Here is a 12,219-nt window from a genome sequence, read left to right as displayed (position 1 = left end):
CTAAATGTGCGGGACATCGTCGGGGATGTCGTAGAACGTCGGGTGGCGGTAGACCTTGTCCGCGCTGGGGGCGAAGAACGGGTCCTTCTCGTCCCGGGTGGAGGCGGCGATGTGCTCCGAGCGCACCACCCAGATCGACACGCCTTCGTTGCGCCGGGTGTACAGGTCGCGGGCGTGGGTGAGGGCCATGGTGTCGTCGGCGGCGTGCAGCGAGCCCACGTGGACGTGGTTCAGGCCGCGCTTGCCGCGTACGAACACCTCGTACAGCGGCCAGTTCTGCGAGTTGCTCATGCCGCCGACTCCTTCCGGGCCCGCTTGGCCGCGTGGGCGGTGGCCGCCTCGCGCACCCAGGCACCTTCCTCGTGGGCGCTTCTGCGCCGCTGTGTCCGCTGGTCGTTGCAGGGTCCGCCGCCCTTGATGACCCGCATCAGCTCGTCCCAGTCCGGCGTGCCGAAGTCGTGGCGGCCGCGCTCGGCGTTCCACTTCAGCTCCGGGTCGGGCAGCGTCACGCCGAGCTTGTCGGCCTGCGGGACGGTCATGTCGACGAAGCGCCGGCGCAGTTCGTCGTTGCTGTGCCGCTTGATCTTCCAGGCCATGGACTGCGCGGAGTTGGGTGAGGCGTCGTCGGGCGGGCCGAACATCATCAGCGAGGGCCACCACCAGCGGTTCACCGCGTCCTGGACCATCTCGCGCTGGGCGTCGGTGCCGCGCATCATCGTCATCAGCAGTTCGTAGCCCTGCCGCTGGTGGAAGGACTCCTCCTTGCAGATCCGGACCATCGCGCGGGCGTAGGGGCCGTAGGAGCTGCGGCACAGCGGGACCTGGTTGCAGATCGCGGCGCCGTCGACGAACCAGCCGATCACGCCGACGTCGGCGAAGGTCAGCGTCGGGTAGTTGAAGATCGAGGAGTACTTCTGGCGGCCCTCGATCAGCCGCTCGGTGAGGTCCGCGCGGTCGGCTCCGAGGGTCTCCGCCGCCGAGTACAGGTACAGCCCGTGTCCGGCCTCGTCCTGCACCTTGGCGAAGAGGATCGCCTTGCGGCGCAGCGAGGGCGCGCGCGTGATCCACTCGCCCTCGGGCTGCATCCCGATGATCTCCGAGTGGGCGTGCTGCGCGATCTGCCGGACCAGCGTCCTGCGGTAGCCGTCCGGCATCCAGTCGCGCGGCTCGATCCGCTGGTCGCGCGCGATCGTCGCGTCGAAGTGCTCCTGGAGTGCCTCCGGGGGCGAGGCCTCGGCTCGGTGTGTCGTGGTCATCTCCACCAGCTTCCCAACCGACCATTCGTTCGGTATCAGTGTGACGCCTTTCGGGCCCTCGGGCAAGACCCTTCGCCGCCCTTGGCAGCCACCCTTGACAGCCATCCTTGACAGTCACCGGCCCGGCTGGTTGTTTGGCCGGTGCACGCATGCTGACCGAATGATCGGTCGGGACGCGAGGTGGTGGAGATGCCGACGAAGGAGTCCCGATGAGCAACCTGGGCGCACCCCTCCCCCACGACCTGCTGGACGACGGCGAACGGCTCACCCGCGAACAGCTCCGGGAGCTCCAGCTCGACCGGCTGCGGGCGACCTTGCGGCACGCCTACGACCATGTCGGGCTGTACCGCAAGAAGTTCGACGAGGCCGGCGTCACCCCCGAGGACTGCCGCACCCTGGAGGACCTGGCCCGGTTCCCCTTCACCACCAAGGCCGACCTCCGGGACACCTACCCCTTCGGCATGTTCGCCGTGCCGATGGCGCAGGTGCGGCGCGTGCACGCCTCCAGCGGGACCACCGGCCGCCCCACGGTCGTCGGATACACCGAGAACGACCTGTCGATGTGGTCGGACGTGGTCGCCCGCTCGATCCGGGCCGCCGGCGGCCGCCCCGGCCACAAGGTGCACATCTCCTACGGCTACGGCCTGTTCACCGGCGGACTCGGCGCGCACTACGGCGCCGAGCGGGCCGGCTGCACGGTGATCCCCGCCTCCGGCGGCATGACGGCACGCCAGGTGCAGATCATCCAGGACTTCCGGCCCGAGATCATCATGGTCACCCCGTCCTACATGCTCACCCTGCTCGACGAGTTCGAGAAGCAGGGCGTCGATCCGCGCGGCACCTCCCTGAAGGTCGGCATCTTCGGCGCCGAGCCGTGGACGGAGGAGATGCGCCGCGAGATCGAGGAGCGCACGGCCATCCACGCCGTCGACATATACGGGCTGTCCGAGGTGATCGGTCCCGGGGTGGCGCAGGAGTGCGTGGAGACCAAGGACGGTCTGCACATCTGGGAGGACCACTTCTACCCGGAGGTGGTCGACCCGGTCACGGACGAGACCATGGCCGAGGGCGAGGAGGGGGAGATCGTGTTCACCTCGCTCACCAAGGAGGCGCTGCCGGTCATCCGCTACCGCACCCGGGACCTGACCCGGCTGCTGCCGGGCACCGCCCGGCCGGCCTTCCGCCGGATGCGCAAGGTCACCGGCCGCTGCGACGACATGATCATCCTGCGGGGGGTGAACGTCTTCCCCACCCAGATCGAGGAGATCGTGCTGCGCACCCCCGCGGTGGCCCCGCACTTCCAGATCCGGCTCACCCGGCGCGGCCGGATGGACCACATGACCGTCCGCGTCGAGGCCCGCCCCGACGCGGGCCCCGACCAGCGGCGGGCCGCCGCCGACGCCATCGTCCGGGGCGTGAAGGACGGCGTGGGGGTCAGCGTCGAGGTGGAGATCGTCGAGCCGGAGACCCTGGAGCGCTCGCTGGGCAAGCTGAAGCGCGTCAAGGATCTCCGCCAGGAGTAGGCGGTCGCCTCGGTGTCGGCGCACCGGCCCTCGGCCACCGGCGCCGCCCGGACCCGGCCCTGGGCTACCGGTCGAGCCGCTCGATGTGGGCCACGTTCCGCAGATCCTCGGCGTCCTGGCTGGCCTCGGCCGTGAACCAGGCGTCGAGGATCTCCTTCAGCAACGGCTCGGAGGTCAGGCGCAGGCTGAGGGCGAGCACGTTGGCGTCGTTCCAGCGGCGGGCGCCGTCCGCGGTGGGGGCGTCGGTGCACAGCGCCGCCCGTACGCCGGGCACCTTGTTCGCCGCGATGGAGGCGCCGGTGCCAGTCCAGCAGCAGACCACGGCCTGGTCGGCCGTCCCGGCGGCGACCTCGCGGGCCGCCGCCCCGGAGCAGACCGCCCACTGAGGGTCGTCGCCGGGCCGCAGCGCCCCGTACGGCACGACCTGGTGGCCGCGCCGCTCCAGCTCCGCGAGGAGGAGGCGGGCGACAGGTTCGTCCATGTCGGAGGAGACGGAGATCCGCATGTCCGCAAGCCTACTCAGCGGGCGCGCCGGGCCGGCGCGGTCAGTGATTCGGGGTCGCGCGGCTGATGTCCGCCAGAGCCGTGTGCGGGTCCTCGCTGACAGCGAGGTCGCCGAGGCTGACCATGCCCACCGGGCAGCCGCCGTGCTCCACGACCGGCAGCCGCCGGACCGCGTGCCTGCGCATCAGCTCGATCGCGTGGTCGGTGCTGTCCTCGGGGCTCACGGTCACGACGGGCGGCCGGCTGCACACGGCACCGACCGGGGTGGTGTGCGGGTCGCGGGCGTCGGCGACGGCACGGACCACGATGTCGCGGTCGGTGAGCACTCCGAAGAGATCACAGTCGTAGACGACCAGGACGTCGCCGAGGTTCTGGTCGCTCATCAAGCGGGCCGCCTTCTCGACCGGGGTCATCGGTTCGACGGCCACGGCTCCGGGCGACATCACGTCACGTATCCGGTGGGTCATGGGGCACCTCCTGGGGCCGCCCCTTGCGCAGGAAGCGGCGCAGACGGGTCAGGGGCCAGGTGTTGATCACGTCGTCCGCGGTGAGCCAGCCGCGCCGGGCGGTCGCCACGCCGTGCCGCAGGTGGGCCAGGTGGGGCACGGCGTGCGCGTCGCTGTCGATCGCGAACCGCACGCCGTGCCGCTTGGCCCGCAGGATGTGCTCGTCGCCGAGGTCGAGCCGGTCCGGGTGGGCGTTGATCTCCAGGGCCGTGCCGGTGCGGGCGCAGGCGGCGAAGACCTCGTCGAGGTCGGCGTCGATGCCCGCCCGCCTGCCGATGAGCCGGGTGGTGGGGTGGCCGATGATGTGCACGCAGGGGTTCTCGCAGGCCCGCACGAGCCTGCGGGTGAGGGCCGCCTGCCCCTGGTCGAAGTGCGAGTGCACCGAGGCCACGCACAGGTCGAAGCCGGCCAGGAACTCCTCCGGCCAGTCGACGTCCCCGTCCGGGCCGATGTTCAGCTCGGCCCCGTGCAGCAGCCGCATCCGCCCGGCCCTGAGCCTGCGCACCCGCTCGCGCTGGGCGAGCATCCGCTCGTCGGTCATGCGCTGCATGGAGAGATCGGGGCCGTGGTCGGTGATCGCGTAGTAGGCGTAGCCGCGCCCGGCGGCCGCGGCGACCATGTCCTCCAGGGAGGCGAGCCCGTCGGTGAGGTCGGTGTGGGTGTGCAGGTCGCCCCGGACGTCCGCCTCGGTGACCAGGTCGGGCAGCTCGTCGCGCAGTCCCGCCTCGATCTCCCCGCGGTCCTCGCGCAGCGCGGGCGGGATCCACGGCAGCCCGAGCCGGGCGTAGACGTCCTCCTCGGTCCGGGAGACGATCTTCTTGCCGCTCTCGGTGTCGAAGAGGCCGTACTCGGACAGCTTCAGCTTCTGGTGGACGGCGATCTCCCGGACCCGGATGTTGTGCGCCTTGGAGCCGGTGAAGTACAGCAGGGCCGCGCCCCAGGAGTCCGGCGGTACGACGCGCAGGTCGACGGCGAGCCCGCGGTCGGTGCGCACGGAGGTCTTCTTCTCGCCCCGGGCGATCACCTCGGAGACGTAGGGCAGTTCGGTCAACGCCCGCATCACGGGCCCCGGCCTCCGGGCGGTGACCAGGACGTCGATGTCGCCGATGGTCTCGCGGCCCCGCCGCAGCGATCCCGCGTACGCGCACCGCTGCACGCCGTCGACCTCGGACAGCGCGGCAACGATCTCCTCGGCGAGACCGGTGGCGACGTCGATCAGCACCCGGCCGCCGGAGGCGCGCAGCAGGTCGATGCCGTGCAGCAGCTTCTCCTCGGTGCGTGGCCCGAAGCCCTTCAGGTCGCGCAGCCGCTCCTCGTGGATGGCGTCGGCCAGTTCGTCGATCGAGGAGATGCCCAGCTCTTCGTAGAGCGTCAGGGCCTTTTTGGGGCCGAGGGAGGGAATCGCCGTCAGCCGGCGCACTCCGGCCGGGATCCTGGCGCGCAGTTCCTCGACCGCAGTCACGCTGCCGGTGCTCAGGTACTCGGTGACCTTCTCGGCGATGGAGGTGCCGACCCCGGGGATCTCTTTCAGGCCCTTGGCGTCGAGCCGGGAGACGTCGGCGTGGTGGCCGCCGATCGCCCGGGCCGCCTTCTCGTAGACGCGTGCCCTGAACGCGTCTCCTCCGGTGATCGAGATCAGGTCCGCGTACTCCTGGAACAGCGCGGCGACCTCGTCGTTGGCCCGAGCCACATGTTCAGGGTAGGCACGCGGCACGGGTTCAGTCCCCCGCGGAGGCCCGGACGTGGTCGGCGCACCACTGCCGGGCCGCGTCGGCGACCTCGTCCAGCGCGCCGGGCTCCTCGAACAGGTGCGTCGCCCCGGGCACGACATGCAGCGTGCAGGGCACCCGCAGCCGCCGCGCCGCCTCCTCGTTGAGCCGCAGCACCTCCCGGTCCCGCCCGCCCACGATCAGCAGCACGGGCGCGCGTACGGCGTCCAGGGCGTCCTCGGCCAGGTCGGGCCGTCCGCCGCGGGAGACCACGGTCAGCACGCGCGCGGGACGCTCGGCGGCGGCCATCAGGGCGGCGCCCGCCCCGGTACTGGCACCGAAGAGGGCGACCAGCAGCCCGCGGGTGTCGTCCCGCTCCGCCAGCCAGTCGATCGCCGCCACCAGCCGCCCGCCCAGCAGTGGAAGGTCGAAGCGGTGCTCGCGGGTGACCTCGTCCCGCTCTTCCTCCTCCTCGCTGAGCAGGTCCATCAGCAGCGTGCCGAGCGCGGCCGTCCGCAGTGCGGCGGCCACCTGCCGGTTGCGGGGGCTGTGCCGGGAGCTGCCGCTGCCGTGCGCGAACAGCACCACCGCGCGCGGGGCGTCCGGCAGGACCAGGTCGCCCGCCAGTTCGATGCCCGGTCCGGCGGGCACCACGACCGAGTGGGAGATCATCGCCATCGCCTCCGCTGTCCGGGTTCCTCGGATCCGGCCGGGCAACCGGCCTGCCGTGGAGAGACGGGGGAGCCGGTGCACTGCCCGGTTCATCCGGCCGTTCTGCCCGCGCCGGCCGGTGCCGTGGACCGGGAGCCGGGCCGAAGGGCCCGGAAGGGGCGTTGTCAGTGGCCTCGCCTAGAGTTCCCGTCACTTGATCACTGAGTGCGGGGAGGCACCTGTGGGGTGGGTGACGGCCGGCGACTACGAGGTCGCGCTGGACGCGGGGAAGGTCGTTTGCCGCAACGCGGCCGGACGGCGGCTGAAGTCGGTGCCGGCCAAACTCGCGGACGATCCCGCGGTGGTGGGGCTGCGTCAGCTCGCCGAGTGGCTGGAGCGGCACGAACGGCAGTGCCTGACCGACGTCGAGCGGTGGATGGTGCGCTCGCTTCCGGTGCCGCTCGCCGTCGTCACCGGGGTGTGGCCCGACCCGGCCTGGCAGCACGCCCTGCGCGACCTCGTGGTCACCGGGCCGGACGGCGCGGTCGCCGGCTTCCTCCGGGACGCCGACCCGGACCGCGGACTCGGGCTCGTCGACCTCGACGGCGACACCGTGCGCATCAGCCCCGAACTCGTCCGCGTCCCGCACCCGGTGCTCCTGGACGACCTGGAGGATCTGCGGGAATTCGCCGTCGAACTCGGCGTCGAGCAGCGGGCCCAGCAGCTCTTCCGCGAGGTGTGGCACCGCCCGGACGGTCTCGACCCCGCGTCCACGGCCGTCGAGGACTACGCGGGCGGGGCCTTCAAGGAGCTGCGGTTCCTGCACGGCAGGGCCACCCAGCTCGGCTACCGCGTCCGCGGCGGCGACGCCGTCTGCTCGCTGCGCGAGGACGGCCGCGCGCTCGAGGCCCGGGTCTGGATCGGCGACTACGACAGCTACTTCGAGACCGAGACCGGCCCGCTGACCTGGACCGACAGCAGCGGCAAGGTGCTGAGACTAGGTCAGGTCGGGCCGGTGGCCTGGTCGGAGGGGATGCGCATGGCGGCCGCGCTGTACGCCGGGCGCGACATCGAGGACGAGGAGAAGGCCGCATGAGCACGTACGACGAGACCACCGCGGCCGCGCTGCTGGAGGCGGGCGCCGTCCTGCCGCCGGGCACCACCACCCGCGAGGACGCGGACACCCTCACCGTCCGCACGTACACCCACCCCGCCCTGGACGACCGGCACGTGGTCCGGCTGGTGCCGGGCACCCTCGGCGAGGCCGAGGACCTGGCCCTGGAGTTCCTCGGGCTGGCCCGCGAGCCCCAGGCGCCCGAGATCGGCCAGGTGCGCCGCGAGACACTCGGCTTCCCCGCCTGGGCGCTGGTCCACGACCCGGCCAACGGCCACCACGCGCTGGCCCTGGTCAAGGACGTCGAACGGCTCGCCCGCCAGGCCAAGTCCCGCCCCGGCACCGCCAAGGAGGGCTTCGAGGAGCTCGGCGAGCGGCTCGGCCGGGCCGTCCCGCACTTCCTGCCGACGTTCTACGAGCAGGCGGCGCGGATCTTCCTGCAGCACGAGAACACGACCTACGCGGCGGCCTTCTTCGGCAAGGCGCGCGAGGCCGAGCGGGTGCACGCGCTCGCGGTGGACGAGGACCGGCAGCGGGCGGTGTTCCTGGAGTTCGCCTTCGCCGGGGCGCTGACCGTCAAGGCGCTCAAGGAGCATGTGAAGGACCTCGCCCGGCGTCTGGACCCGCGGGAGGCATGGGCGCAGTACCGGCAGCTGACGGTGGAGCGCTGCGCGGCCGGCATGCCGCCGTACGCCTCGCTGCCGCAGGACGCCCGGAGCCTGATCAAGGCGGCCGGACTCTCCCGGGTCACCGAGGAGTGCGAGCTGGTCGCCGACCTGATCGCCTCCCCGGCCGCCGTACGGGCGCCGGCCTCCTTCTGGAACACCTACCGGGCCACCCTGACCGTCCTCGCCGACCAGCGCCCGGCCGTGCGCGTGCGGCTGCTGGAGATCATGCCGAGCGGTCTCGGCCGCGGTGTCGAGGACGATGAGTTCTGGCTGGCACTGCTCGCGGAGACCGGCGCCGACCGGCTGCTGACCGGCGAGGACACCGAAGCGGCGGGCGAGGTCGACTCGGCGGACTGGCTCGGCCGCTGGGCGAGTCACCGCAAGCACGGCGCCTCGGTCTCCTGGCGCTCCCCCGCCACGCTCGCGCTGGTCGCGCGCATGGCGGAGCGGCTGCGCGCCGATTGCCGGCCGGTCGACCTGTTCACCGGCCGCTGGCACGCCGGTGCCGACCCGGACCTCCTCGACCTGTGCGCGGAGCAGCACGTGCCGCTGGCGATGCCGGACGAGGAGACCCCTGTCCACCTGGGGCTCGACCGGTGGCTGCGCGACGAGCGCGCCGGCCGCCGCGACCTGACGGCCAGCGCCGCGGACCCCCGGCTGCGGCGGCTGCTCTACGAGGCGATCGGCACCCTGAGCCGCGACCATTCCCTGTCCGCCCTGCAGGAACCGCTGGCCGGGCATCCCGTACTGGGCGAGGTGCTGCGCGACTGGCTCGCCGACTCGGCCGACGAGTTCACCGCGGCGGCCGGCCTGCCCGCGGCCCGCACGGCGCTGGGGCGGATGCAGCCCTTCCGTCCGGTGGCCGCCCGGGTCCACGCCGAGGCGGTCGCCCGGGTCACCGCCCACGACATCGCGCCGGTGCTGGCCCGCACCCTGCGCGCGGGCATCCTGGACGAACTGGGCTGGCCCGCCCTGGAGGAGGGCCTGCGGCTGCTCGACACGGAGACCCGCGGCAAAGGCCACCACGACGAGCTGGCGGTCTGCGAGGCGTGGCCCGCGCTGATCCTGTCGCGGGGGCACAAGGCGGTCGTCGTCGGACCGGAGAAGGTACTGCTCGACCACGATCTGCGACTGCCCGTCGAGCTGGACCGCTGGAGCCGCCCGCAGTTCCGCTACACCGACGGCGAGCTGCTGGTGATGTGGCATCAGGAGGGCAAGCAGGTCGGCTACTGGTCCGCCCGGCCGTCCGAGGTGTTCCCCCTGAGCGGTGAGCAGTTCGGCTACGGGTACGGCCGTCACATCGGTCACCCCTCCATCCCGCTGCCCGGGGGCGGCCGGGCCACCGGCGGGCGCACCCTGCACTCCGGCGACACCGTCCTGCCCGCGAGCCGAGCCGTCATCGGCGACGGCACCACCTGCTGGCGTGAGGGCCGGCAGGGGCGGCAGGAGCTGTGGCTGGAGTACGACCCGGCGACCGGCACGCACGGGCGTGCCTCGCTGCCCGCCTTCCTGCGGTCCGCCATCCGGGAGGACGCCCGGCTCGAACACCTCCTGTGCGAGGTCCTGCCCCTGCAACCGGGGCTCGAACAGAGCCCGTTCGGCACCGACGGCACGGTCCTGGGCCGCTGGGTGCGCACCGCGGGGACGGGCGGCGAGGCGATGACGACCGCCGGCACACCGGACGGCCGGACCGCGGTCCTGCGCCGCACCCGCGGCGTTCCGCTGGGCTGCCTGCGGCTGCCCGGGGGCGCCGCGCCCGTCGTCGCGATGGCGGACGGGCAGATCGGTCTGTTCGCGGCCGACGACGGCCCCGACGGCGGCTTGCTCGGCCGAGTGACGGTGGGCGAGCGGGGCAGCGAGTTCGCCGCCGGCAGCCGGTACGTTCCTCCGGTGGCGTTCTGGCACGCCCTGCGCCCCCGTGACGAGCGGGCGTCGGCGGTCCTGCGCGCCCTGAGCGACGAGCGGGCCGCCGACCTGCTGCGGACCGGCACGGCCGCCCTGGCGGAGCACCGGGCGCAGGTCGCGGCGGCCGCTGACGCCGAGGCCCGCGGCAAGCTTCCCTCCGTCGACGAAGTCCTGCTGCGGGCCCTCGCGTCGGAGCTGCCCGAGTTCACCGACGAGCGGCTGCTCATCGGCGTGGCCGCCCTGGTCCGCGTGGCGCTCCGGCTCACCGAATCGGCCGCCGCCCTCGCCGCCCCGCCCGTGGAGCGGGCCCGTCCGGACCGCCGCCGCATCGAGGGCATGTTCGCGGACTACCGCCCCGAGCACGGCGACGACCGGACGCTGAACAGCGCCACCGGCGGCATCACCGGACTGTGGGGAGGCTGGGGCAGCGAGCACCAGTGGACCGCGCTGCGCCAGATCCGCGCGGTGAACCACGTCCTGTCCGGGCGGCCCGCCGACGGCAAGCCGCTGTCCGCCGAGCCCGGCCGGCCGGCCCCGCTCGGCGACGGCTGGAGCAGTGACGAGCACACGATCCCCGCCATCGGCATGATCTGGCCGTCGCTGCTCGGTGTGCTGCGGCCGCTCGCCTACCGGGCCGCCCTGCCGACGGTGTCGGAGGCCCAACGCGAGGCGCTGCTGCTGCTGTTCGAGGCCCTCGCCGAAGGTCCGCTCGCCGCACCCGGGGACAGCCTGCGCGAGGTCGTGCTGGGCGAGCCGCGCGACAACCAGCACCGCATCGGCCAGGTGCTGCGCCGCGACGGCCGTACCGTCGTCGTCCTCGGCTGCCAGACCGTCGACACCGCGCGCGGGCGGGTGAACTGGCTGGCCCTCGACCACGATCCGTCCGGCCGGTTCGGCGCGATCGCCCACTTCACCCTGGAGAGGGAGACCCGGCACGGCCAGGCGTTCCCCGCCGACGGACTGGCCGCCGTCGCCCGGCTGATCCGGGACAAGGGCGCGGCTCCCTGGCGGGCCGAGGCGCCCGAGGCGTTCGCCGCCGTGACCCGGGGCGGGGTCGGCCCCCTCCAGGCGACCGTGCTGCTGGCCGCCCAGCCGCGCGATCACGACACACAGACACTCGCCGTCATGGGCCTGAAGCCGCGCCAGATGGACCAGGCGAACGGCATGCTCGGCTCGCTCTCGGCGCAGGACCGCACGGCGCTGCTCGGCGCCCTGCTGCCCGCCGACCCCGCCGACCTGTGGTCGACCGGACCGGATCTGGCGGCCGCGGGCCGGGTGTGGGCCGAGCGGCTGGGCTCCGTCGTCCGGGTGCCCGAGGAACTTGCGGCAGACCTCGCCGGACTGCCCGCCGCCGGCTCCGCCGAGGTGGTCCTCAACTCCGGGCGCACCCCCTGGATCAGCCGGACCACGCCACTGCGCCCCGACAAGGACGGCAACTGGGTCCCGGACGACCCGTCCGCCCTGCCCAGCCACCACGACCTGGGCAGCGCCGTCGCCGCCCTCGCCTCGCTCGCCTACGCCCTCCCCTACGGGCACCCCCTGCGCCCGCTTCTCCCGGAGAGTCTCGCCGCGCTGCGCCGCCGGTTCGCCGACCCGGAACTGGTGATCCCACTCGGCGTCGAGTGGACGGAGAAGGGCGGCCCCACGGCCGTGGAGGTGCGCAAGGCGTACGGCCTCCCGGAGACAGGCGGCGCCGACGCGCAGGGCCTGACCCGTGTCGGGGAGGCGCTGGTGCTGCGCCCCTGGCACGGCGACCACGAGATCACCCTGGTCCGCCCCGCGGGCCTGGCCGGGCCGGACGACTCCGTGTTCGGCCTCCTGGAAGGGCTGATCGGACCCCAACGCGGCCTGGCCCTGGGGTGGTTGCGGGCGCTCCTCGGCGACGACCTCGCCCGGGCCGTCACCGCCGACGGCCCGGCCGGGCCTGCCCAGAACCCCGTGGTCAGCGTGCCGGACCTGGTCACGGAGGTCGCCGCGGCCCATGGCCTGAGCGAGGACGCGGCGGCGCTCTACCTCCAGCTGCTCGCCCTGCCCGACCCGACGGACCGCAACTGCGCCCGCTGGACCGGCTGGAAGCCCGCCCGCCTGAAGAAGGGGCGCGCGGAACTCGCGGCGACCGACCTGGTCGTCGAGGCCAAGCGGCCGCGCGCCGGGCGCGCCCTCTTCCTGCCCGGCGGCTGGCGCGACCTCAAGGGCCCCGCGCTGCCGGTGGAGAGCTGGAAGGAGGGCCTCTACCCGATATCCGAGCGAGTGCGCGCCGTCCCGCACCTCCCGCTGCCCGAACTGTTCGCCCGCGCCTGGGAAAGGGCCCGCGACGGCGACGCACCGGCGTACGAGGAACTGATCACGCGGAGGGGACGCCGCCGATGACGCACCCCCACCA

General features: G+C 73.5%; 9 protein-coding genes. 3 read left to right on the top strand and 6 right to left on the bottom strand.

The window, feature by feature from the left end; translation table 11 throughout:
• Together paaB and paaA are read right to left on the bottom strand one after the other, a co-directional pair.
• Nucleotides 1-291 (bottom strand): 1,2-phenylacetyl-CoA epoxidase subunit PaaB, encoded by a 291-nt coding sequence (paaB, locus tag M8H82_RS15830; RefSeq protein ID WP_250074344.1) that lies wholly within the window; start codon nt 289-291, stop codon nt 1-3.
• Nucleotides 288-1,256, bottom strand: a complete 969-nt coding sequence (gene paaA / locus M8H82_RS15825) for a 1,2-phenylacetyl-CoA epoxidase subunit PaaA (protein WP_250074341.1) — start codon at nt 1,254-1,256, stop codon at nt 288-290. Before paaA ends, paaB begins: the two co-directional genes overlap by 4 nt.
• 209 nt (nt 1,257-1,465) lie before the next feature.
• Here paaA and paaK point away from each other — a divergent pair, with 209 nt between their 5' ends.
• A complete protein-coding gene (paaK, locus tag M8H82_RS15820; RefSeq protein ID WP_250074339.1) occupies nt 1,466-2,779 on the top strand; it encodes a phenylacetate--CoA ligase PaaK in 1,314 nt (437 codons plus the stop codon).
• A 64-nt stretch (nt 2,780-2,843) separates the two neighbouring features.
• Here the strand turns inward: paaK and M8H82_RS15815 are convergent, their stop codons facing one another.
• The 4 genes from M8H82_RS15815 to M8H82_RS15800 are packed head-to-tail and all read right to left on the bottom strand — an operon-like array spanning nt 2,844 to nt 6,170.
• Nucleotides 2,844-3,284, bottom strand: coding sequence for an RpiB/LacA/LacB family sugar-phosphate isomerase (locus tag M8H82_RS15815; protein ID WP_250074337.1), 441 nt, complete (start codon nt 3,282-3,284; stop codon nt 2,844-2,846).
• Between the two features lie 40 nt (nt 3,285-3,324).
• Entirely contained in the window at nt 3,325-3,750 is a 426-nt protein-coding gene (locus M8H82_RS15810) for a CBS domain-containing protein (RefSeq protein WP_250074334.1), read from the bottom strand.
• Nucleotides 3,731-5,479 carry a DNA polymerase/3'-5' exonuclease PolX gene (polX, locus tag M8H82_RS15805; RefSeq protein ID WP_250074332.1) on the bottom strand — a complete coding sequence of 583 codons (1,749 nt, stop codon included), beginning with the start codon at nt 5,477-5,479 and terminating at the stop codon, nt 3,731-3,733. Before polX ends, M8H82_RS15810 begins: the two co-directional genes overlap by 20 nt.
• Nucleotides 5,480-5,507: 28 nt before the next feature.
• Entirely contained in the window at nt 5,508-6,170 is a 663-nt protein-coding gene (locus M8H82_RS15800; protein ID WP_250074415.1) for a dienelactone hydrolase family protein, read from the bottom strand.
• Between the two features lie 220 nt (nt 6,171-6,390).
• On the opposite strand from M8H82_RS15800, the gene M8H82_RS15795 reads away from it, so the two are divergent.
• Nucleotides 6,391-7,245 (top strand): DUF4132 domain-containing protein, encoded by an 855-nt coding sequence (locus tag M8H82_RS15795; RefSeq protein WP_250074329.1) that lies wholly within the window; start codon nt 6,391-6,393, stop codon nt 7,243-7,245.
• On the top strand, nt 7,242-12,206 hold the full coding sequence (locus M8H82_RS15790; protein WP_250074327.1) for a hypothetical protein: 4,965 nt from the start codon (nt 7,242-7,244) through the stop codon (nt 12,204-12,206). Before M8H82_RS15795 ends, M8H82_RS15790 begins: the two co-directional genes overlap by 4 nt.
• The last annotated feature ends 13 nt before the right edge of the window (nt 12,207-12,219 follow it).

The organism is Streptomyces sp. YS415, assembly GCF_023544665.1.
GTDB lineage: Bacteria > Actinomycetota > Actinomycetes > Streptomycetales > Streptomycetaceae > Streptomyces.
Note: the sequence above shows the minus strand (reverse complement) of the source record. Positions and strands in the feature narration are given on the sequence as shown.